We start from the raw sequence: 20,538 nt of genomic DNA on the forward strand, positions 1-20,538 counted from the left end.
TTACCCCTTCATCATGTTGACGTCTTCAACCGCAATAGTGCCGCGGTTGCGGAAGAAGCAGACCAGAATAGCCAGCCCGATCGCCGCCTCGGCCGCGGCCACGGTCAACACAAACAGCGTGAACACCTGCCCGACCAGATCGCCGAGAAAGCTGGAAAACGCCACGAGGTTGATATTTACCGCCAGCAGCATCAATTCGATGCTCATAAGCAGGATGATGACGTTCTTGCGGTTCAGAAAGAGACCGAAGATGCCGATGACGAACAGCGTCGTCGCGACGGTAAGATAGTGCTCAAGTCCGATCATGGTCTCAAAGTCCCTGCCCCGGTTTCACGTCCTTCAACTCTAGCGCCTTGGCCGGGTCGCGCATCATCTGGGCGATGATGTCCTGCCGCTTGATGTCCTGGCGGTGGCGCAGCGTCAGTACAATGGCACCGATCATGGCCACCAACAGGATCAGGCCCGCCAGTTGAAACAGAAGGAAGTATTGATCGTAAAGGATGACACCCAGCGCTTCGGTGTTGTGGCGATCCGCCGGGATCGGCTGGGCCAGGTTGGCCGCCGCGCCCTGTGCGCTGTCCCAGGCGCCAAAGGCCATGACGAACTGCATCAGGATGACCAGACCGATCAACAGGGCCAAAGGCATGTAGCGCGCCATCTCGGCCTTGAGCTCGGCAAAATCCACGTCCAGCATCATCACCACGAACAGGAACAGCACCGCCACCGCGCCGACATAGACGATGATCAGCAGCATGGCGACGAATTCCGCCCCCAGCAGCACGAACAGCCCCGCAGACGACAGGAAGGCCAAAATCAGCCACAGCACCGAATGCACCGGCTGCCGGCTGATCACGGTGAACAGCCCGCCGGTGATGGCGCTGATGGCAAAGAGGTAAAAGGCAAATACGTTCATTGGTCATCATCCTCGTTTTCGCCCATGGCCTCCTGCGCCAGTTCCAGCGCCCGGGTCATGGCCGGGATGCCGGCAAAGACCGACATTTGACCGATCGTTTCCACGATCTCTTGTTTCTTGGCCCCTGCCTCGATGGCATGGCGCACCGTTTGGCGCACGGCCGTATCGGCCTGCGCGCCCTGACAGGTCAGCCCCGCCAGCGTCAGCAACAGGCGGGTCTTGGCATCCAGTCCGCCCGGATTGACGGTGTTGCCGAACATCATCTCCATGACCTCTTTGGGCATGGTCGGCCACAGCGCCTCGAAGCCGCGCATCGCGTCGACGGGCGAATAGCTCTCCAGCGCCGGGTTGAACGCCTTGGCCATGTCATGTGCCTGTTTCAGCATCTGCTCGAATGGGTTCTTGACCGGATCACTCATCTGTACGGCGCGTCCAGTTCCAGGTTGCGGGCGATCTCGGCTTCCCAGCGGTCGCCGTTCTCTAGCAGTTTCTGCTTGTCATAGAACAGCTCTTCGCGGGTCTCGGTGGCGAATTCGAAATTCGGCCCTTCGACGATCGCATCGACCGGGCAGGCCTCCTGGCAGAAGCCGCAATAGATGCACTTGGTCATATCGATGTCATAACGCGTGGTGCGGCGGCTGCCGTCTTCGCGCGGTTCGGCGTCGATGGTGATGGCTTGGGCCGGGCAGATCGCCTCGCACAGCTTGCAGGCGATACAGCGTTCCTCGCCGTTCGGATAACGACGCAGAGCATGTTCGCCCCGGAACCGGGGCGACAGCGGGCCCTTTTCATGCGGATAGTTCACCGTGGCCTTGGGGGCGAAGAAATACTTCATCCCCAGCTTGAAACCCTGCCAGAAGTCCTGAAGCAGGAAATACTTGGCCGCACGGGTATAGTCGATCTGGGTCATTGTCAGCCTCCTACGCTCCAGCGGGCAAACGCGCCCCAGAACCAATCGAATTTTGCAGCAAAAGCCACGAAGACCACCCAAACCAAACTGAACGGCAAGAAAACTTTCCAGCCCAGCCGCATCAGCTGGTCATAGCGGTAGCGCGGCGTGATCGCCTTGACCATCGCGAAGAGGAAGAAGAAGAACGCCATCTTGGCGACCATCCACAGCACGCCATCCGGCAGGCCAGGGATAGGCGACAGCCAGCCGCCGAAGAACAGCAGCGAAGTCAGCGCGCACATCAGGAAGATGGCGATGTATTCGCCCGCCATGAACAGCAGGAAGGGCGTGGCCGAATATTCCACCTGGTAGCCGGCAACCAGTTCCGATTCCGCCTCGGGCAGGTCAAACGGCGGGCGGTTGGTTTCGGCCAGCGCCGAGATGAAGAACAGGAACACCATCGGGAAATGCGGCAGCCAGTACCAGCTGAAGAACCCGAACGCGCCGTCCTGCGCCCGCACGATGTCGCCAAAATTCATCGAGCCGGTCGAGATGATCACCCCGATGATGATCAGGCCGATCGAAACCTCGTAGGAAATCATCTGCGCGGCCGAGCGCAGGCTTCCGAGGAACGGGTATTTCGAGTTCGACGCCCAGCCCCCCATGATCACGCCGTAAACCTCGAGCGAGGATACGGCGAACACGTACAAGATGGCCACGTTGATATCCGACAGCACCCAGCCATCGTTGAACGGAATGACCGCCCAAGCGATCATGGCCAGCACGAAGGATGTCAGAGGCGCCAGGATAAACACCGTCCGGTCAGCCCCGGCGGGGATTACCACCTCTTTCACCACGTATTTCAGCGCATCCGCCACCGATTGCAGCAGACCATACGCGCCCACGACGTTGGGGCCGCGACGCATCTGGACCGCCGCCCAGATCTTGCGGTCGCCATAGACCAGGAACAGCAGCGAGATCATCACGAAGGCGACGACGGCCAGCACCTGTGCCAGTATGATCAGGGCTATTCCGCCCGGGGTGTCAAAGAATTCAGCCATTGGTCCTCACACCGTGGGTATTCCGTTTGCCGCCGTGGCCGCCAAGCCCAGCCCGACGGCCAGAGACTCGCACCGCAAGCGGTTGGTTTGGCGTGTCGGTGTAAACAGCATCCGCCGCCCGTACGCCACCTTTTTTCTTCCTTTTCAACGGTCGCGCACACGACGCGGCCGCCGCCCCGTCATACGAGCCGGCGGGCAACGGCGCGCCGTTGTTCTGCCGTATGAACGCCGCCAGACTCATTCCGCCGCGATCTTCTGGTTGCCGCGCGCCTTGGCCAGCGCCGAAAGCTCTGCCATCAGCTGCGACGCCCGCGCGATCGGGTTGGTCAGATAGAAATCCTTGATCACAGTTCGGAAGGTCGCCTGCGCCAACGGCCCGGGCTCGAGCGGCTGCACTTCGTCCTCGGGCACTTGGTCGATCTGCGCCAGATGCGGCACCGCCGCGACCAGCGCCGTGCGCAGCTGCGCCAGCGAGTCGTAGGGCAGCGCCTGCCCCAGCTCGGCCGAAAGCGCCCGCAGGATCGCCCAGTTCTCCTTGGCCTCGCCCGGGGCGAACCCGGCGCGCATCGCCAATTGCGGGCGACCTTCGGTGTTCACGAACAGCCCGTTTTCCTCAGTATAGGCGGCTCCGGGCAGGATGATGTCGGCGCGGTGGGCACCGCGGTCACCGTGGCTGCCCTGATAGATCACGAAGGGGCCGTCCTCGATCTCGATTTCGTCGGCCCCGAGGTTGTAGATCACCTCGGCCCCATCGATCGCTGCCTCGATTCCTCCTTCGGTGACGGCGCCAACATCCATCGCACCAACCCGCGCCGCAGCCGTGTGCAGCACGAACAGGCGGCCCGACAAGGCCTGGGCCGCAGCCAGAACGGCCAGGCCGTCGGCCTCGGTCACGGCGCCCTGCCCGACGATCACGATGGCATCCTTGCCTGCCTTTGCCTTGGCCAGAGCCGCGCGGTCCTCACCCAAATGGTCATAGTCATAGGTCAGATCCACCGCCGGACCGATCACCTTGACCGTGGCCCCGGCCAGCCACGCCTTGCGGATGCGCGCGTTCAGCACCGGGGCTTCGTGCCGCGGGTTGGTGCCGATCAGGATGATCTCTTTCGCGGTATCGATCTCTTCGATCGCCACGTTGCCGACATAGCCCGAGCGGTTGCCGATGGGCAGGCGGGCATTGTCGGTTCGGCACTCGACCTTACCACCCAGCCCTTCGATCATCTGCTTCAGGGCAAAGGCGGCCTCGACCGGAACCAAGTCGCCGACAAGGCCGGCCACGGTCTTGCCCTTCATCGCGTCCGCCGCGGCCGCAAGCGCCTCGGTCCAGCTGGCCGGGCGCAAAAGGCCGTTCTCGCGGATATAGGGCGTGTCCAGCCGCTGGCGGCGCAGCCCGTCCCAGACAAAGCGTGTCTTATCGGAAATCCACTCTTCGTTCACGCCGTCATGGTTGCGTGGCAGAATGCGCATCACGACGCGGCCCTTGGTGTCAACCCGGATGTTCGAGCCCAGAGCATCCATCACGTCGATTGATTCGGTCTTGGTCAGCTCCCACGGGCGGGCGGTGAACGCATAAGGCTTCGACGTCAGCGCGCCCACCGGGCACAGGTCGATGATGTTGCCCTGAAGGTTCGAGTCCAACGTCTGGTTCAGATAGGTGGTAATCTCGGCGTCTTCGCCCCGACCGGTCTGCCCCATCTGGTCGACCCCGGCCACCTCGGTCGTGAAGCGGACGCAGCGGGTGCAGCTGATGCAGCGGGTCATGGCGGTGCCCACCAGCGGCCCAAGATCCAGATCGTCCACCGCGCGCTTGGCCTCGCGGAACCGGCTGGCCGAGATGCCATAGGCCATCGCCTGATCCTGCAGATCGCATTCACCGCCCTGGTCGCAGATCGGGCAATCCAGCGGGTGGTTGATCAGCAGAAACTCCATCACGCCTTCGCGGGCCTTCTTGACCATGGGCGAGTTGGTCTTGACTACCGGCGGCTGGCCTTCCGGCCCCGGGCGCAGATCGCGCACCTGCATGGCGCACGAGGCGGCGGGCTTGGGCGGGCCGCCCACGACCTCGACAAGGCACATGCGGCAGTTGCCTGCGATCGACAGGCGCTCGTGATAGCAGAAACGCGGCACTTCGATCCCGGCCTGTTCACAGGCCTGGATCAGGGTCATTGCACCATCGACTTCGATTTCCTTGTCGTCGATCACGATCTTGCGGAGGTCAGACATGGTCTAGTTCGCCCTCAAATACACGCCAATGGCGCTGTTTCTTTCGATTTCCCTGCGCCCCAGCGCACAGAAAGTTTCGGTGTCGGCATAGCTTACGCCGTTCTGAGCCAGGTATGCCTCGCCCTTGGCGCGCATCCGCGCCTTTTCTGCATCCGATTCCACATAGGCCCGGATCTCGGCATCCGAATATCCCAGCTGGTTCGCTTTGGATCGCAGCCCCCACATCACGCCTATCGCCTTCAGACGACGCCCGCTGATTGTCGGGCAGATTTCCGAAATCTCGTTGGCGATGGCGATGTAGTAGAGCGAGTCGTCGATCTCCTTAACTTCGCGCAAGGGCGGTTTGGCCCCGGCCACGGCAGGTAGCGCGACGACGCAGGCAACGGCGGCAAGTTTCGCAGCTTTCATGACATATCCTTTCGTCTTGGGTTCCCCAAGACGACGCGCGCCCCGACCGCTATGCAATAACGCGCGGCCTGCCGGAACGTGATATGACATTGCATGGGTCATGGCCGCTGACACTTCCCGGCAAAAGTCAGGCTGTCATTGTCGATCCGCAGAGTCTGCGGCTCAGCATCCGGTCCGATTTTCCAGGCGATGCGGGAAGACCCGAAATTCTGCACACAGAACCGCGTGGCCTCATAGCGCCCCGCTTCGCGCGCGCCGTCCAACGAAGCCGACACGCCCTTGACCGTCACGGTGAAATCGGCCGGCGACCTTTTCTTGTCGACCGCCTTCGCCTTGGCGCGAAATGCCTGCCCATCGAACAGCACGCGATCCTCGGCCTTGCCACCGCAGGCCGACAGCACCGCCAGAACCGCCAAAACACCGGTCAACGGAGCAATGGCCCAACCACGGGCAAGAATAGGGATCAGCCTTGCCATCAGATCGCCGCCACCAAAGCCATGACGCCCAGCACAGCCATGCATGCCCAGGCCACAACGTACAGAACGCTTCGCAGGCCGCTGTGCGGTTTGCCAATGCCGCGGATATGAACCACCAGCATCACCAGACGCGCCACCAAGGCGATCGAGGCCAGCCAGTTCACCCAGACCGGGCTGACCCCCAGCACCATGGCCGCCAGAGTCACGGTCAGGAACGCGGGCAGAGTTTCGGTTCCGTTAAGATAGGCGCGGTTCAGACGATAGGCACTGTCGGCATAGTTCTGTTCCGGCGTCGCCCCTGGCGCCAGGCCCTTGCCCTGCTTGGCCAGCGCCGAGAACGGCGCCAGCAGCAGGACCACCAGCGTAAAGATCACCAGCGCGGCAATCGCGTGCGAGTATTCGGAATATACTTCCATCGGATCTACTCCGCCGCCATCGCACCCATACGGCCCGATTTGTGGGCCTTGATGCGGTCTTCGATTTCTTCGCGGAAGTTGCGGATCAGGCCCTGGATCGGCCAGGCCGCCGCGTCCCCCAGTGCACAGATCGTGTGGCCTTCGACCTGCTTGGTCACCTCGAACAGCATGTCGATCTCTTCCAGCTCGGCCTCGCCGCGGACAAGGCGATCCATCACGCGCATCATCCAGCCCGTGCCTTCGCGGCAGGGCGTGCACTGGCCGCAGCTTTCGTGCTTGTAGAATTTCGATAGGCGCCAGATCGCCTTGATGATGTCGGTGGACTTGTCCATCACGATCACAGCCGCCGTTCCAAGCCCCGAGCCCAGATCGTTGCGCAGATAGTCGAAATCCATGATCGCATCGCGCATGTTCTCGCCGCGCACGCAAGGCACGGACGAGCCACCGGGGATCACGGCCAACAGGTTGTCCCACCCACCGCGGATGCCGCCGCAATGGGTCTCGATCAATTCTTCGAAGCTGATCGACATCGCCTCTTCGACCACGCAGGGGTTGTTGACGTGACCCGAGATCGCAAAAAGCTTGGTGCCCGCGTTGTTCTGGCGGCCGAAACCGGCGAACCAGTCGGCACCGCGGCGCAGGATCGTGGGCACGACGGCAATGGATTCCACGTTGTTCACCGTGGTCGGGCAGCCATACAGACCCGCCCCCGCCGGGAACGGCGGCTTCATGCGCGGCATGCCCTTCTTGCCTTCTAGGCTTTCCAGCAGCGCGGTTTCCTCGCCGCAGATATAGGCGCCGGCGCCGTGGTGCAGGAACAGGTCGAAATCCCAGCCCGAGCCGGCGGCGTTCTTGCCCAGCAGGCCGGCATCATAGGCCTCGTCGATGGCGGCCTGCAGCGCCTCGCGCTCGCGGATGTACTCGCCCCGGATGTAGATGTAGCAGGTATGCGCGTTCATCGCGAACGACGCGATCAGGCAGCCTTCGATCAGCGTGTGCGGATCGTGGCGCATGATCTCGCGGTCCTTGCAGGTGCCCGGTTCGGATTCGTCAGCGTTCACAACAAGGTAAGACGGACGGCCATCGCTTTCTTTTGGCATGAACGACCATTTCAGACCGGTCGGAAAGCCCGCGCCGCCACGCCCGCGCAATCCCGAATCCTTCATCGTCTGGATGATCCAGTCGCGCCCTTTAGCGATCAGGTCAGCGGTGCCGTCCCAATGCCCGCGGGCCTGGGCGCCCTTCAGCGTGCGCTCGTGCATCCCGTAGATGTTGGTAAAGATCCGGTCCTGATCCTTCAGCATCGCGTGTTACCTTTGGCTGTCCTGACGCATGCGCCAGAGTTGAAAAATGTTGACGCCTGCATAGATGAAGGCCGCGATCGCGGCGAAATCAAACAGCAGCGCATAGCGTCCCGGCAGTTCCAGCGCCGGGCCGATGAACAGGGTCACGGCAAGCCACATCAGCATGGTCACTGCGATGACCACGCCGATATGTCGGCCCTTGCGGGCGATGGCCTGTTCCTTGTCCTTGTCCATCACACTCCGATGCCCGTATCGGGCACCGTCTCTCAGTCTTCGTAAGTGCCTTCTTTCTTGGCACGTTTGGCAAATTCGGTTTCCTCGCCGGCCGCCAACTTGGCCGCCTGTTCGATCCAGCCGTCGCGTTCGATCCGGCCCTTGAATTTCAACCGTGCATCTACCCAGGCCACCTGTTCGGGCGTCCAGGCCGCGATCTGGTCATAGTGGTAAAAGCCCAGTTCGTTCAGCGTCTGCTCGAGCTTCGGGCCTACGCCCTTCAGCAGCTTCAGATCGTCGGGTTTGCCGCCACGAGGACCAGTCAGCGTTTCGGGCTGAGTCTCGGCGGTTGCGGGCCTAGCTGCGGCGCCCTCGGGCGAAGATGGCTCGGCCTTGGCGGATTTCTTGGGCGCGGCCTGACGGGCCGCGGGCTTGCCCGGGTCCGCCGCCTTGGGCGGCTTGGGCGCGGCTTTCGCGCCGGCGGCCTTGCCGTCCTTGCCCAGCCATGGCGTCAGGATCGGAACCTCGGTCCCATCGATGCGCTTGACCGTATCGCCCAGATCGGCGGCCAGTTGAACGCTGGCATTGTACTTGGACTTGCCGGCCTCGTACTGTTTCAGGCTGGTCAAGCCGCCCTTGGGCTCGGCGGCATAGCGCCCGTTCTGCGGACCCGGAACCGGCGCCTTGCCGGCAGCCAGATCATCGATGATGCGGGCAAAGCTCTCGGCGGTCAGATCCTCGTAATAGTCCTTGCCGATCTGCGCCATCGGCGCGTTCGAGCACGACCCCAGGCATTCGACCTCTTCCCAGCTCAGCTTGCCGTCCGCCGACAGCTGATGAGGCTTGGGCGCGATCTTTTCGCGGCAGACCGCGATCAGATCCTCGGCCCCGCAGATCATGCAGGACGTGGTGCCGCAAACCTGAATATGCGCAACGGAACCAACCGGTTGCAGTTGAAACATGAAGTAGAAGGATGCAACTTCAAGCACCCGGATGTAGGACATGTCCAGCATCTCGGCCACATATTCGATGGCCGGGCGGCTGAGCCAGCCCTCCTGCTCTTGCGCGCGCCACAGCAGCGGGATGACCGCGCTGGCCTGACGGCCCTCGGGGTACTTGGTAATCTGAGCCTTGGCCCAGTCCAGATTGGCGGGCGTGAAGGCAAAGCTTTCGGGTTGTTCGGGGTGCAGGCGGCGGAGCATTAGCGGTCAATCTCTCCAAATACGACATCCATTGTGCCGATGATGGCGGCGACGTCGGCCAGCTGGTGGCCCTTGGCGACGTGGTCCATGGCTTGCAGGTGCAGATAGCCCGGCGCGCGCAGCTTGGCGCGGTACGGCTTGTTGGTGCCGTCGGCGACCAGATAGACGCCGAACTCGCCCTTGGGCGCTTCGACGGCGGCATAGACTTCGCCCGCCGGAACGTGGAAGCCTTCGGTGTACAGCTTGAAGTGATGGATCAGGCTTTCCATCGAGGTCTTCATGTCCGAACGTTTCGGCGGGGTGATCTTGCCGCGCGCCAGAACGTCTCCGGGGCAGTCGCGCAGCTTGGAGATGGCCTGACGAATGATCGACACCGACTGGCGCATCTCCTCCATGCGGACGAGATAGCGGTCATAGCAGTCCCCATTCTTGCCGACGGGAATCTGGAACTCGAATTCGTCGTAGCATTCATAGGGCTGCGCGCGTCGCAGGTCCCAGGCCAGGCCCGATCCGCGCACCATCACGCCCGAGAATCCGTATTTCTGGATGTCATCCTCGGTTACGACACCGATATCGCAGTTGCGCTGTTTGAAGATGCGGTTCTCGGTCAGCAGGCCGTCGATATCATCCAGAACAGCGGGGAAAGCATGGCTCCAGGCCTCGATATCGTCAAGCAGTTCGGGCGGCAGGTCCTGGTGAACGCCACCGGGGCGGAAATAGGCGGCGTGCAGGCGCGCACCGCAGGCGCGCTCATAGAACACCATCAGCTTTTCGCGCTCTTCGAAGCCCCATAGCGGCGGGGTCAGCGCGCCCACGTCCATCGCCTGCGTGGTCACGTTCAGCAGGTGGTTCAGGATGCGCCCGATCTCGGAATACAGAACCCGGATCAGCGAGGCGCGGCGCGGCACTTCGACCCCGGTCAGCTTTTCGATGGCCAAGCACCAGGCGTGTTCCTGGTTCATCGGCGCCACGTAATCCAGACGGTCAAAATACGGCAGGTTCTGCAGATAGGTCCGGCTTTCCATCAGCTTTTCGGTGCCACGGTGCAGCAGGCCGATATGCGGGTCGCAGCGCTCGACGATCTCGCCGTCCAGTTCCAGCACCAGACGCAGAACGCCATGGGCCGCAGGGTGCTGCGGGCCGAAATTGATGTTGAAGTTGCGGATCTTCTGTTCGCCCGTCAGAGCGTCTTCGAAGCCCTTGCCGCCATCCATCATCGTGTCTCTCCTGTCCGGGGATCAACCCCGGCTGTTCCGTTCGTGCCGGACCGGTCCGGCAAGCGAGGGCCTCAGCGCCGCCCCCGGTTTTTCTTTTTTGCCTCGGCCCGAACCCGGACCCTTTCGGCGTCTGCCGCTTTCACCGCCGCCCCGGCCAACAACGCGCCCAGAGCCCCAATTACAACCAGTTCTCCAAGCATCGTCAGCATCTCAGCGGCGCTCCAGTTCCTGCAGCTTCAGACCCATCCACCACAAAAGGGCGATCGTGCCGAAGGGAACCAGACAGGCCAGCGCCCAGTATTTGTTGATCCCGAAAAACGGCAGAAGCTTGACCATCGGGATGATGGTCAGCGCCGAAAGGATCAGCCACCAGATGCCGCCCATTTACTTGGTCTCCTGCTTTTCGTCCCCCGGCAGAATGTAATTCGCACCCTCCCACGGGCTCATGAAGTCGAACTGGCGGTATTCCTGAACCAGCGAGACTGGCTCATAGACCACGCGCTTCTGCGCCTCGTCATAGCGAACCTCGGTGTAACCGGTGGTCGGGAAATCCTTGCGCAGTGGGTATCCCCGGAACCCGTAGTCGGTCAGGATGCGTCGCAGGTCCGGGTGGCCCGAGAACAGGATGCCGAACATGTCGAACACTTCGCGCTCGAACCAGTTGGCGGACGGGTGCACATCGACGATCGAGGGCACCATCTCGTCCTCGCGGACCGAGACCCGCAGCCGGATGCGATGGTTCTGATACATCGAGAGGAAGTGATAGACGACGTCGAACCGCTTGGCCCGCTCGGGATAGTCCACGGCGGTGATGTCGACGAGGGTCGAGAATTTGCAGTTCTGGTCAGACTTCAGATACTCGACGAATTCAACCAGGTTCGACGGGGCCACATCGACGCTCAACTCACCAAAGCTGACATCCCATGACAGGACGCAGTCGGGCCGCTTGATTTCGATCAGTGCGCCAAGTTCCTTGAGTGCTTCGCTCATCAGGGTTCCTCCTCAGCGCACGATGGTGCCGGTGCGGCGGATCTTGCGTTGCAACTGCAACAGACCATACAGCAGCGCCTCGGCGGTCGGCGGGCAGCCGGGAACGTAGATGTCCACCGGAACGATGCGGTCGCAGCCGCGCACCACTGAATAGGAATAGTGATAGTACCCACCACCGTTGGCGCAGGATCCCATCGAGATGACATAGCGCGGCTCGGGCATCTGATCATAGACCTTGCGCAGAGCCGGCGCCATCTTGTTGGTCAGAGTGCCTGCCACGATCATCACGTCCGACTGGCGCGGGGATGCACGCGGCGCGATGCCGAAGCGTTCGGCATCGTAGCGCGGCATCGAGGTGTGCATCATCTCGACCGCGCAGCAGGCCAGGCCGAAGGTCATCCAGTGCAGCGACCCGGTACGGGCCCAGTTGATGATGTCCTCGGACGAGGTCAGCAGGAACCCTTTGTCCTGCAGCTCGGCGTTCAGGGCCTGGGTGGCGACTTCCTTGTCGACGCCCGCGGTGTTTGCACCCGTCATCACTCCCATTCCAGGGCCCCCTTCTTCCATTCATAGGCAAAGCCGATGGTCAGAACGCCCAGGAACACCATCATCGACCAGAAGCCGACATCGCTGATATCCTTGAAGCCCACGGCCCAGGGAAACAGGAACGCAATCTCAAGGTCGAAGATGATGAACAGGATCGAAACCAGATAGAATCGGACATCGAACTTCATCCGCGCATCGTCGAACGCGTTGAACCCGCATTCATAGGCGCTGACCTTTTCGGGGTCGGGATTGCGGACTGCCAGAACGACGGCGGCCAGAATCAGGACGATTCCAAGGCCCACGGCGACGGCCAGAAACACCAGGATCGGGAGATATTCCCGCAACAGCTCTTCCACGAGTGGCTCCTTTCCTGCGCATCCCGAACGAGACGCGCCGTCAATTGGCGTGTTGACTGGACATTCTCTATCCGCGCGGGGTCAGAGGGTCAACCGAGCACAAGCGCGCATGGCACCGAATATTCGGCTTGCCAACGCCCAGCGCTGCACTAGGCGCAAGCCCTTGGCTTCAAATGGTCGCGGACGGTCAAACCTCACTATTCCATGAAGGTTTTCGCTTGTCGAAGAAAGCGCTGATTCCTTCATGCGCCTCGTCCGTTTCCCATCGGTCGACCAGCGCCCGGATCGTGTGGTCGATCACCGCGTCGTCGATGCGCGGCCCGAGGTCCCGAACCAACGCCTTGGCCGAGGCCACGGCGCCCGGCGCACAGGACAGATAGGGCTGCACTTCGGCTTCGATCGCGGCATCCAACTCATCCGCCGGAACGGCCCGCGCGAGCAGGCCAAGATCCACCGCCTCGGCCGCGTCGAACAGACGGGCCGACATGAACACGCGCCGCGCGCGGGCCTCGCCCATGCGGGCGATGACATAGGGGCCGATGGTGGCCGGGATCAGCCCCAGCCGGGTTTCGGTCAGCCCCATCTTCAGACTGTCCACGCCGACGGCCACGTCACAGACCGCGGCCATGCCCACGCCACCGCCAAAGGCGTTGCCCTGAAGCGCGCCGATCAACGGTTTTTGCAGGGTGTTCAGGGCGTTCAGCATCTCGGCCAGCTTGCGTGCCTCGACAAAGCGGGTCTCGGGATCGGCGGCCATTTGGGCCTGCATCCAGCCCAAGTCACCCCCGGCGCAGAAGCTCTTGCCCGCGCCGGTCAGAACTACGACACGCACGTCGTCGGTTTTCCCCAGTTGCGCGGCGGCCTGGGTCAGTTCGGCGATCATCTGCGCCGACATCGCGTTGTGTTTTTCCGGCCGGTTCAGCGTCAGCGTGGCAACCCCGCGCGGGTCGGTGGAGATCGAGATGGTCTCAAACATGTCAGCCTCTTATCCCGCCCGCATTGCGCGGGCCATTTCCGCCGCTTCGTTCAGCACGGCGGCGTCCAGTCCGGTGTCATAGCCCAGCCGCTCCAGATGCGCGGCCACGGCTTCGGTGGCCACATTCCCGGCCGCGCCCGGCGCGTAGGGGCAGCCGCCCAATCCGCCCACGGCTGCGTCGAACACCCGGACGCCCAGCGCAAGCGAAGCGTCTATATTGTCAATCGCGCGCCCGTTGGTGTCGTGGAAATGCCCGGCCAGGCGGGTCGCGGGCACATATTCACGCACCGCCAGCAGCATCCGCGCGATGCTGTCGGGTGTCCCCTGGCCGATCGTGTCGCCCAGCGAGATCTCGTAACAGCCGTGCGAAAACAGCAGGTCGGCCACCTCGGCCACTTTGGCGGGTGGCGTCGGCCCGTCATAGGGGCAGTCGGTCACGCAAGAGACGTATCCCCGCACCGGCAGGTCGATATGGCGCGCCGCCTCGAGGATCGGGACGAACCGCTCGATGGATTCGGCGATGGTCGCGTTGATGTTGGCCTTGGAAAACCCCTCCGACGCCGAGGCAAACACCGCGATTTCATCCGCCCCGGCAGCCAGCGCGCCCTCATAGCCGCGCATGTTCGGGGTCAGCGCGGCATAGCGCACGCCGGGGGCGCGGGTGATCCCGGCCAGCACCTCGGCGCTGCCGGCCATCTGCGGCACCCATTTGGGCGAAACGAAACTGGCCACCTCGATCCGGCTGAACCCCGCCCGGCTGAGGCAGTCGACCAGCGCGATCTTCTCGGAAACCGGGATTTCGCGCTTTTCGTTCTGCAGCCCGTCGCGCGGCCCCACTTCGAAAATCTCGACACGTTCCGCCATGGCGGTGCCCTCCTGTTCAGTCCCGGCCCGCCCCGTTCAGGGCGGGCGTTCAGGGTTTCAGTCGTCTTCCAGCCGGACCAGCGCCGCGCCGGCCTCGACCTGCGATCCGGCCTCGGCCAGAACCTCGGCCACGACACCGTCGCGGGCGGCCAGCAGCGAATGCTCCATCTTCATCGCCTCGAGGATGGCCAGCCGGTCGCCCTCCTTCACCGCCTGTCCCGGCGCGGCGAATACCGCCTTGACCAGCCCAGGCATCGGAGCCTCGACCACGTTGGTATCACCGGCGGCGCTGACGTCGCGGTCCAGCGGGTCCAGTACCTCGAAGCTCACGCCATAGGCGTCGAACACGGTGACATCGTGGCCTGCAATCGCAACCGGCGGCATCGGCTGGCCGTCGATGATCCAGCGGCCATTGACCCGTTCGGCGATCACGGTGGTCCCGCCCACCTGCCAGTCCTGCCGGTCCGGCCCTGCGACCTGGACGTCCAGATCCAGAACCTCGCCGTCGCGCTTCAGCTGAAGCGCCCGGTGCAGCGGGGCCCAGAGGGTAAACCCGGTGTCCTCGGCGGGTTTGTCCAGTCCGGTCGCGGCCATCGCGGCCGCAACGGTCATTGCCGGGCTGACGGCGGTTTCGCGCACCAGATCGTCGAGATCGCGGCCGATCAACCCGGTATCGACATCGCCTGCCGCAAACCCGGCGTGCCGGGTCAGTGCGCCCAGGAAAGACAGGTTGGTGACGGTTCCCGCCACCTGCGTTTGGCGCAGCGCGCGGTGCAGTTGTTCCAACGCCACCGCGCGGGTCGGGCCGTGCACGATCACCTTGGCGATCATCGGGTCATACCATGGGCTGATCGTGTCGCCCGCCCGCACGCCGCTGTCGGCGCGGCAGCCGTGCGGAAACTCCAGATGGGTCAGGGTGCCCGTCGCGGGCAGGAACCCTTTGGGTACGTCCTCGGCATAGAGCCGGGCCTCGAAGGCATGGCCGTTGATCGACAACTCGCTCTGCTGTTTTGGGAGGCTTTCCCCCGCCGCAACCCGCAACTGCCATTCGACCAGGTCGATGCCGGTTATGGCTTCGGTCACCGGGTGTTCGACCTGCAGGCGGGTATTCATCTCCATAAACCAGAAGCGGTCGGGGCGCAGACCGTCCGAGGCATCGACGATGAACTCCACGGTGCCTGCGCCCTTGTAGCCGATGGCCTCGGCCGCGCGCACGCCAGCCTGGCCCATCGCTTCGCGCATCTCGGGCGTCATTCCGGGGGCCGGTGCTTCCTCGATCACCTTCTGGTGGCGGCGCTGCAGCGAGCAGTCACGCTCGAACAGATGCACGGCATGGGTGCCGTCGCCAAAGACCTGCACCTCGATGTGGCGGGGCTTGGCCACGAATTTCTCGACCAGAACGGCATCATTGCCAAAGGCGGTCTTGGCCTCGCCCCGGGCACTGTCCAGGGCGGCCGCGAAATCCGCGGGTTTCTCGACCAGCCGCATCCCCTTGCCACCACCGCCGGCCACCGCCTTGATCAGAACCGGATAGCCGATCGTGTCGGCCGCACCGGCCAGATGCTCGGGGTCCTGGTTATCGCCGTGATAGCCGGGCACGACCGGGACGCCAGCCTGCTCCATCAACGCCTTGGCGGCATCCTTCAGACCCATTTTGCGGATTGCATCCGCCGAGGGGCCGATGAAGATCAGGCCCGCCGCCTGAACTGCATCTACGAAATCGGGGTTCTCGGACAGAAACCCGTACCCTGGGTGGATCGCCTGCGCGCCGGTGTCCAGCGCGGCCTGAATGATCACGTCGCCTTTCAGATAGCTGTCGGCCGGAGCCGCTCCGCCGATATGCACGGCCTCATCCGCCATCTGCACATGCTTGGCGGCCGCGTCCGCATCTGAATACACGGCAACGCAGGCCACGCCCATCTTGTGCGCGGTTTCGATTACCCGGCAGGCAATCTCGCCCCGGTTGGCGATCAGGATCTTGTCAAACATGGCCGTTACCCTTTCCCTGCCAGATCTTCCACAAGGCGAAACCGTTCGCAGACCAACTCCATCTTTGGGTCGAAGCCGCCGTTTCTTTCGAAAAATCTGCGATGATCCTCGCGCCAGCCTTTCAGGCTGTCGTTTTCGCCCTCGGCCAGGGCAAACGCCTCGTCCACATCGCAATAGCGCCGGACCGTCACATCGACCGTTTCGATGACCAGCGCGGGCCGTCCGTCCCAGTCCAAAGCGATGTCGCGGCGGCCAACCTGCGGCATTGCCTCGCCACCCGCCGCAAAGTTACGCAATGCGCCACATGTCGCGGTCTTGCGCCCCGAGCGGACCAGAGCCAGCAAGTCGTCGCACAATGCCCGGCTGTCGCCGAACTGAAAGGTCTCGGCCCCCGGATATCTTTCTTTCAAACTTTCCAGCATCGAACCGCCCCTTCTACATCCGGAACACGCCAAAGCGCGTGTCCTCGATGGGTGCGTTCAACGCGGCGCTCAGCGACAGGGCCAGCACGTCGCGGCTTTTGCGCGGGTCAATGATGCCGTCATCCCACAGCCGGGCAGAAGCATAGAGCGGGTGCGACTGCTCTTCGAACATCTCGAGCGTTGGGCGTTTGAATTCGGCCTCTTCCTCGGCCGACCATGTGCCGCCCTGCCGTTCGATCCCGTCGCGTTTGACCGTTGCCAGAACACCGGCGGCCTGCTCGCCACCCATGACCGAGATACGGCTATTCGGCCACGTCCACAGGAAACGGGGCTGATAGGCGCGCCCCGCCATGCCATAGTTCCCGGCCCCGAAAGAGCCGCCCACCAGCATGGTGATCTTGGGCACGCTTGTGGTGGCCACGGCGGTCACCATCTTGGCGCCATGGCGCGCGATGCCTTCATTCTCGTACTTGCGGCCCACCATGAACCCGGTGATGTTTTGCAGGAAAACCAGCGGGATCTTGCGCTGGCTGCACAGTTCCACGAAATGCGCGCCTTTCTGCGCGGCCTCGGAAAACAGCACGCCGTTGTTGGCGATGATCCCGACGGGGCAGCCTTTGACATGGGCGAAGCCGGTCACCAGCGTCTCGCCGAACCGAGGCTTGAACTCGTCAAAACGCGAGCCATCGACCAAGCGCGCGATCACCTCGCGTATGTCATACGGCGTGCGCAGATCGGCCGGGACAACGCCCAGGATTTCCTCGGGGTCATAGGCCGGGTCTTCGGTGCTGGCCCAATCCACCGTCTGCGGCTTGTTCCGGTTCAACGAGCCAACGGCCCGGCGGGCCAGAGCCAGCGCGTGGGCATCATCCTCAGCCAGATAATCGGCCACACCCGAAAGGCGCGTGTGCACGTCGCCGCCGCCCAGGTCCTCGGCGCTGACGACCTCGCCCGTCGCCGCCTTGACCAGCGGCGGGCCGGCCAGAAAGATCGTGCCCTGTTCCTTGACGATGATCGTGACGTCGGACATGGCCGGCACATAGGCGCCGCCCGCGGTACACGAGCCCATCACCACAGCAATCTGCGGGATGCCCTTGGCGCTCATCCGTGCCTGGTTGTAGAAGATGCGGCCGAAATGGTCGCGGTCGGGAAAGACCTCATCCTGGTTGGGCAGGTTCGCGCCGCCGCTGTCGACCAGATAGATGCAGGGCAGATGGTTTTCCTCGGCGATCTCCTGCGCGCGCAGGTGCTTTTTGACCGTCATCGGATAATAGGTGCCGCCTTTCACGGTGGCGTCGTTGCAGACCACCATGACCTCTTGCCCCTGCACCCGGCCGATGCCCGCGATGACACCGGCACAAGGGGCCGCACCGTCATACATGCCATGCGCCGCCGTCGCGCCGATTTCGAGAAACGGAGAGCCCGGGTCCAGCAGGTTCGCCACCCGCCGCCGGGGCAGCATTTTGCCCCGCGACACATGGCGTTCGCGCGATTTCTCGCCCCCGCCCATGCGCGCGGCCTCGGCGGCGTCAGAGATCTGCGCCAACGCCTCAAGGTGCGCGGCACGGTTTTGCTTGAAGCCATCGGACGAGGGCAAAGCGGAAGATCGCAGCTTCATCTGGTATACTCTCTCAGAAATTCGCGAACGGGGTTTTCGCTGACGCCAAAGCTCTGCATGATGCGCGCATAGCCCTGCGACACGTTGCTGGAGCAGACGGTGTCCAGCTTCTTGATTTCCGGCTCTTCGAGGAAATCCTCAAGATCCCACATCGGAACCATGAAATAATATTCGAACGGCTGCATCTCGGCCGCCATTTCCATCGCCTCGACGGCCTTGTCCTGTTCTCCGCGGCACAGATAGGCCAGCGACAGGTTGCGATAGGCGCTCCCAAGGCTCTCATAGTCGTCGTCTGCCTCGTATTGGTTGACCGCGAGTTTGAGCCGCCCAACGACCTGACGATCGAAATACCCGTCATCCGCCTGCGCCTCGGGTAGGAACATCGCGACATAGGCCAGCTTCTCGTCATGCCAGCCATCGGTCTGCATCTCGTTGCTGAAGACGTCGTGCAGCATCCGGATTTCCGGTTCGTATTTCAGTGTGCCCTCCGAGTCGGCCACCGCATCCAGATAGTTGTCATAAAACGCGATCCTGCGTTTATCTTCGGCATCCAGCCTGGCGACCCGACCGGCGATCTTGCGCAATTCCGATATGGCCTCGTCCGGGTAGCCGTAAAAAATCAGCAGATCAGCCACTTGCAGTTTTTCGATGACGGCAACCTTTTCTTCGACCGCCTTGTCGATCGTGTCGCGCATCCAGGTTTCGAAATAGGTCTTTCCGGCCCAAAAGGCCCCGATAACCGCGATGACGGTCGCGCTGAACTCGACTCCGGTCCGGACGCTGGATTTATCTGCCATGGCACATCTCCTCGGACGCGCGACGTTTCAATTCCTTGCGAATGACTTTCCCCGTCACGGTCAAAGGCAAGTCTTGCACAAAAGCCACCTCTCGCGGGTAGGAATAATGTGCCAGACGGTCCTTGACCCAATCCTGTAGCTCTTGTTCCGAGGCCTCAGACCCCGGTTTCAGCACCACATAGGCCTTCACGATCTCGGTCCGCAGCGGGTCGGGTTTGCCGACCACGCCCACGGTGGCCACCGCCGGATGGGTCAGCAGGCAATCCTCGATCTCGGCCGGGCCGATGCGGTATCCCGCCGAGGTGATCACGTCATCCTCGCGGCCGACAAAGCGCAGATAGTCGCCCTCCCACACGCCGCGGTCACCGGTGACCAGCCAATCGCCGCGAAACTTCTCGGCCGTGGCCTGCGGGTTGTTCCAGTATTCCAGCAGCATCGAGGCCGAGCCACGCCGGATGGCCACATCACCCTCGGCGTCGGTCGGCTTGCCTGCGGCGTCGATCACCGCGACCTCGTGGCCCGGCACTGGCTTGCCGATACAGCCCGGGCGCGCGGGGAAATCCTCGGCACAGGACGAGACGACCATATTGCATTCGGTCTGGCCGTAGAATTCGTTGATCGTCAGGCCAAAGGCCCGCTGCCCCCACGCCAACATTTCCGCGCCGAGTGGCTCGCCACCCGAGGCCACGGACCGCAGGCTGGGGATCTCTATATCCGCAGCCTTGAGTATCCGCAGCGCCGTGGGAGGAAAGAACACGTTGCGCACGCCGCCGCGCTTGATCACCTCCGCGCAGGCCTCGGGGGTGAACTTGTCGAGCCGCGCAGCGACGACCGGAATGCCCAGCGCCAGCCCCGGCATCAGGACGTCGAACAACCCGCCGATCCAGGCCCAGTCGGCCGGTGTCCACAGGCAGTCGCCCGCACGCAGGTGGTTGTGGCTGATGGACACGCCCGGCAGATGCCCAGTCAGCACTCGGTGCCCATGCAGCGCCCCCTTGGGCTTGCCCGTCGTGCCCGAGGTATAGATCAGCACCGCCGGGTCCTCGGGACCGGTGTCAGCAAAATCCACGGCGGGCCCGTCCGCCCCCAGTTCTGACACGATCAGCGGCTGCGCCAGATCGCCCAACATATCGGCGCCCTCGCCGTCGGTCAGCACATACCCGGCCCCCGCATCGCCGATGCGCGAGGCTAGGGCATCGCGCTTGAACAGCTTGAACAACGGCACCGAGATTGCCCCGATCTTCCAGATGGCCAGATGCGCGGCCGCGCACCACGGTGACTGACTGAGCAGCACGCCGACCCGGTCGCCGGGTTGCACTCTGCGGAGCAACCCGCGCGCCAGCCTATCGGTCATTTGTTCAAGTTCACCATAGGTGATCTCGGTCGTAACCACAGAAGATAGATCAAGGATAGCCACCTGCTCGGCTGGCTGCGAGAGGCACTGACGCGCCATGTTCAACCCGGGCGGAATCACCCAGCCCCCACCCCGGTGCAAACCTGGTATGCGTCTAGTGGGATGCAATGGATTTACCCCTTAATTTCTTATGCCTTGAACGCATTTTCTCAAACGAAACAAAAGGCAGATTTTGACTCAGATCAGTGTCCCGACCCGACCGACCTGAAACACTGGGCGCGTCAACTAACCCAAAGGCATGAAA

The 20,538-nt window shown here is 63.0% G+C and carries 24 protein-coding genes; all 24 read right to left on the reverse strand.

Annotated features, from left to right (window positions below):
• Positions 1-306 (reverse strand): NADH-quinone oxidoreductase subunit NuoK, encoded by a 306-nt coding sequence (gene nuoK, locus AC2FNS_RS07025; protein WP_171096971.1) that lies wholly within the window; start codon positions 304-306, stop codon positions 1-3.
• 4 nt (positions 307-310) lie between these two features.
• Positions 311-913 carry an NADH-quinone oxidoreductase subunit J gene (locus AC2FNS_RS07030; RefSeq protein ID WP_496713562.1) on the reverse strand — a complete coding sequence of 201 codons (603 nt, stop codon included), beginning with the start codon at positions 911-913 and terminating at the stop codon, positions 311-313.
• Complete coding sequence (locus tag AC2FNS_RS07035; RefSeq protein WP_496713560.1) at positions 910-1,332, reverse strand: carboxymuconolactone decarboxylase family protein; 423 nt, start codon at positions 1,330-1,332, stop codon at positions 910-912. The genes AC2FNS_RS07030 and AC2FNS_RS07035 overlap by 4 nt, the downstream gene beginning before the upstream one ends.
• Complete coding sequence (gene nuoI / locus AC2FNS_RS07040) at positions 1,329-1,823, reverse strand: NADH-quinone oxidoreductase subunit NuoI (protein WP_005984030.1); 495 nt, start codon at positions 1,821-1,823, stop codon at positions 1,329-1,331. Before nuoI ends, AC2FNS_RS07035 begins: the two co-directional genes overlap by 4 nt.
• A 2-nt stretch (positions 1,824-1,825) precedes the next feature.
• Positions 1,826-2,863 (reverse strand): NADH-quinone oxidoreductase subunit NuoH, encoded by a 1,038-nt coding sequence (gene nuoH / locus AC2FNS_RS07045; protein WP_496686123.1) that lies wholly within the window; start codon positions 2,861-2,863, stop codon positions 1,826-1,828.
• 237 nt (positions 2,864-3,100) lie between these two features.
• Positions 3,101-5,086 carry an NADH-quinone oxidoreductase subunit NuoG gene (gene nuoG, locus AC2FNS_RS07050; RefSeq protein ID WP_496713558.1) on the reverse strand — a complete coding sequence of 662 codons (1,986 nt, stop codon included), beginning with the start codon at positions 5,084-5,086 and terminating at the stop codon, positions 3,101-3,103.
• A 3-nt stretch (positions 5,087-5,089) separates the two neighbouring features.
• Entirely contained in the window at positions 5,090-5,494 is a 405-nt protein-coding gene (locus AC2FNS_RS07055) for a DUF5333 domain-containing protein (RefSeq protein ID WP_496713556.1), read from the reverse strand.
• 98 nt (positions 5,495-5,592) lie between these two features.
• Positions 5,593-5,970, reverse strand: a complete 378-nt coding sequence (locus tag AC2FNS_RS07060) for a hypothetical protein (RefSeq protein WP_496713554.1) — start codon at positions 5,968-5,970, stop codon at positions 5,593-5,595.
• On the reverse strand, positions 5,970-6,386 hold the full coding sequence (locus tag AC2FNS_RS07065) for an MAPEG family protein (RefSeq protein ID WP_496713552.1): 417 nt from the start codon (positions 6,384-6,386) through the stop codon (positions 5,970-5,972). The genes AC2FNS_RS07060 and AC2FNS_RS07065 overlap by 1 nt, the downstream gene beginning before the upstream one ends.
• A 5-nt stretch (positions 6,387-6,391) precedes the next feature.
• Positions 6,392-7,690 (reverse strand): NADH-quinone oxidoreductase subunit NuoF, encoded by a 1,299-nt coding sequence (gene nuoF, locus AC2FNS_RS07070; protein ID WP_496727669.1) that lies wholly within the window; start codon positions 7,688-7,690, stop codon positions 6,392-6,394.
• A 6-nt stretch (positions 7,691-7,696) separates the two neighbouring features.
• A complete protein-coding gene (locus tag AC2FNS_RS07075) occupies positions 7,697-7,924 on the reverse strand; it encodes a DUF5337 domain-containing protein (RefSeq protein WP_496678937.1) in 228 nt (75 codons plus the stop codon).
• 32 nt (positions 7,925-7,956) lie between these two features.
• Positions 7,957-9,105, reverse strand: coding sequence for an NADH-quinone oxidoreductase subunit E (locus AC2FNS_RS07080; protein WP_496678935.1), 1,149 nt, complete (start codon positions 9,103-9,105; stop codon positions 7,957-7,959).
• Entirely contained in the window at positions 9,105-10,319 is a 1,215-nt protein-coding gene (locus AC2FNS_RS07085) for an NADH-quinone oxidoreductase subunit D (protein WP_496678951.1), read from the reverse strand. Before AC2FNS_RS07085 ends, AC2FNS_RS07080 begins: the two co-directional genes overlap by 1 nt.
• Positions 10,320-10,532: 213 nt before the next feature.
• On the reverse strand, positions 10,533-10,706 hold the full coding sequence (locus tag AC2FNS_RS07090) for an NADH dehydrogenase (protein ID WP_068347518.1): 174 nt from the start codon (positions 10,704-10,706) through the stop codon (positions 10,533-10,535).
• Positions 10,707-11,312, reverse strand: coding sequence for an NADH-quinone oxidoreductase subunit C (locus tag AC2FNS_RS07095; protein ID WP_496712998.1), 606 nt, complete (start codon positions 11,310-11,312; stop codon positions 10,707-10,709).
• Between the two features lie 12 nt (positions 11,313-11,324).
• Positions 11,325-11,858, reverse strand: a complete 534-nt coding sequence (locus AC2FNS_RS07100; RefSeq protein ID WP_093964904.1) for a NuoB/complex I 20 kDa subunit family protein — start codon at positions 11,856-11,858, stop codon at positions 11,325-11,327.
• Positions 11,849-12,214, reverse strand: coding sequence for an NADH-quinone oxidoreductase subunit A (locus tag AC2FNS_RS07105; protein ID WP_093964903.1), 366 nt, complete (start codon positions 12,212-12,214; stop codon positions 11,849-11,851). The genes AC2FNS_RS07100 and AC2FNS_RS07105 overlap by 10 nt, the downstream gene beginning before the upstream one ends.
• A gap of 187 nt (positions 12,215-12,401) precedes the next feature.
• Positions 12,402-13,190 (reverse strand): crotonase/enoyl-CoA hydratase family protein, encoded by a 789-nt coding sequence (locus AC2FNS_RS07110; RefSeq protein WP_496712997.1) that lies wholly within the window; start codon positions 13,188-13,190, stop codon positions 12,402-12,404.
• 9 nt (positions 13,191-13,199) lie between these two features.
• The gene (locus AC2FNS_RS07115; RefSeq protein ID WP_496712996.1) at positions 13,200-14,054 is read right to left on the reverse strand and encodes a hydroxymethylglutaryl-CoA lyase; all 855 of its coding nucleotides are present in this window, start codon (positions 14,052-14,054) and stop codon (positions 13,200-13,202) included.
• 57 nt (positions 14,055-14,111) lie between these two features.
• The gene (locus AC2FNS_RS07120) at positions 14,112-16,043 is read right to left on the reverse strand and encodes an acetyl/propionyl/methylcrotonyl-CoA carboxylase subunit alpha (protein ID WP_496712995.1); all 1,932 of its coding nucleotides are present in this window, start codon (positions 16,041-16,043) and stop codon (positions 14,112-14,114) included.
• A 5-nt stretch (positions 16,044-16,048) separates the two neighbouring features.
• Positions 16,049-16,465 carry an ASCH domain-containing protein gene (locus AC2FNS_RS07125; protein ID WP_496712994.1) on the reverse strand — a complete coding sequence of 139 codons (417 nt, stop codon included), beginning with the start codon at positions 16,463-16,465 and terminating at the stop codon, positions 16,049-16,051.
• A 13-nt stretch (positions 16,466-16,478) separates the two neighbouring features.
• A complete protein-coding gene (locus AC2FNS_RS07130) occupies positions 16,479-18,083 on the reverse strand; it encodes a carboxyl transferase domain-containing protein (protein ID WP_496712992.1) in 1,605 nt (534 codons plus the stop codon).
• Positions 18,080-18,880 (reverse strand): hypothetical protein, encoded by an 801-nt coding sequence (locus AC2FNS_RS07135; RefSeq protein ID WP_496712990.1) that lies wholly within the window; start codon positions 18,878-18,880, stop codon positions 18,080-18,082. Before AC2FNS_RS07135 ends, AC2FNS_RS07130 begins: the two co-directional genes overlap by 4 nt.
• Complete coding sequence (locus AC2FNS_RS07140) at positions 18,870-20,402, reverse strand: AMP-binding protein (protein WP_496712988.1); 1,533 nt, start codon at positions 20,400-20,402, stop codon at positions 18,870-18,872. Before AC2FNS_RS07140 ends, AC2FNS_RS07135 begins: the two co-directional genes overlap by 11 nt.
• Positions 20,403-20,538: the final 136 nt, after the last annotated feature.

The organism is Ruegeria sp. BHSA191 (assembly GCF_059613325.1).

Coding starts and splice junctions, on each gene's coding strand:
- AC2FNS_RS07055 (WP_496713556.1), bottom strand. CDS start 5,494: ATGAAAGCTGCGAAACTTGCCGCCGTTGCCTGCGTCGTCGCGCTACCT.
- AC2FNS_RS07110 (WP_496712997.1), bottom strand. CDS start 13,190: ATGTTTGAGACCATCTCGATCTCCACCGACCCGCGCGGGGTTGCCACG.
- AC2FNS_RS07135 (WP_496712990.1), bottom strand. CDS start 18,880: ATGGCAGATAAATCCAGCGTCCGGACCGGAGTCGAGTTCAGCGCGACC.
- AC2FNS_RS07085 (WP_496678951.1), bottom strand. CDS start 10,319: ATGGATGGCGGCAAGGGCTTCGAAGACGCTCTGACGGGCGAACAGAAG.
- AC2FNS_RS07130 (WP_496712992.1), bottom strand. CDS start 18,083: ATGAAGCTGCGATCTTCCGCTTTGCCCTCGTCCGATGGCTTCAAGCAA.
- AC2FNS_RS07080 (WP_496678935.1), bottom strand. CDS start 9,105: ATGCTCCGCCGCCTGCACCCCGAACAACCCGAAAGCTTTGCCTTCACG.
- nuoI (WP_005984030.1), bottom strand. CDS start 1,823: ATGACCCAGATCGACTATACCCGTGCGGCCAAGTATTTCCTGCTTCAG.
- AC2FNS_RS07125 (WP_496712994.1), bottom strand. CDS start 16,465: ATGCTGGAAAGTTTGAAAGAAAGATATCCGGGGGCCGAGACCTTTCAG.
- nuoG (WP_496713558.1), bottom strand. CDS start 5,086: ATGTCTGACCTCCGCAAGATCGTGATCGACGACAAGGAAATCGAAGTC.
- AC2FNS_RS07090 (WP_068347518.1), bottom strand. CDS start 10,706: ATGGGCGGCATCTGGTGGCTGATCCTTTCGGCGCTGACCATCATCCCG.
- nuoK (WP_171096971.1), bottom strand. CDS start 306: ATGATCGGACTTGAGCACTATCTTACCGTCGCGACGACGCTGTTCGTC.
- AC2FNS_RS07030 (WP_496713562.1), bottom strand. CDS start 913: ATGAACGTATTTGCCTTTTACCTCTTTGCCATCAGCGCCATCACCGGC.
- AC2FNS_RS07095 (WP_496712998.1), bottom strand. CDS start 11,312: ATGAGCGAAGCACTCAAGGAACTTGGCGCACTGATCGAAATCAAGCGG.
- nuoF (WP_496727669.1), bottom strand. CDS start 7,690: ATGCTGAAGGATCAGGACCGGATCTTTACCAACATCTACGGGATGCAC.
- AC2FNS_RS07100 (WP_093964904.1), bottom strand. CDS start 11,858: ATGGGAGTGATGACGGGTGCAAACACCGCGGGCGTCGACAAGGAAGTC.
- AC2FNS_RS07065 (WP_496713552.1), bottom strand. CDS start 6,386: ATGGAAGTATATTCCGAATACTCGCACGCGATTGCCGCGCTGGTGATC.
- AC2FNS_RS07060 (WP_496713554.1), bottom strand. CDS start 5,970: ATGGCAAGGCTGATCCCTATTCTTGCCCGTGGTTGGGCCATTGCTCCG.
- AC2FNS_RS07075 (WP_496678937.1), bottom strand. CDS start 7,924: ATGGACAAGGACAAGGAACAGGCCATCGCCCGCAAGGGCCGACATATC.
- AC2FNS_RS07035 (WP_496713560.1), bottom strand. CDS start 1,332: ATGAGTGATCCGGTCAAGAACCCATTCGAGCAGATGCTGAAACAGGCA.
- nuoH (WP_496686123.1), bottom strand. CDS start 2,863: ATGGCTGAATTCTTTGACACCCCGGGCGGAATAGCCCTGATCATACTG.
- AC2FNS_RS07115 (WP_496712996.1), bottom strand. CDS start 14,054: ATGGCGGAACGTGTCGAGATTTTCGAAGTGGGGCCGCGCGACGGGCTG.
- AC2FNS_RS07120 (WP_496712995.1), bottom strand. CDS start 16,043: ATGTTTGACAAGATCCTGATCGCCAACCGGGGCGAGATTGCCTGCCGG.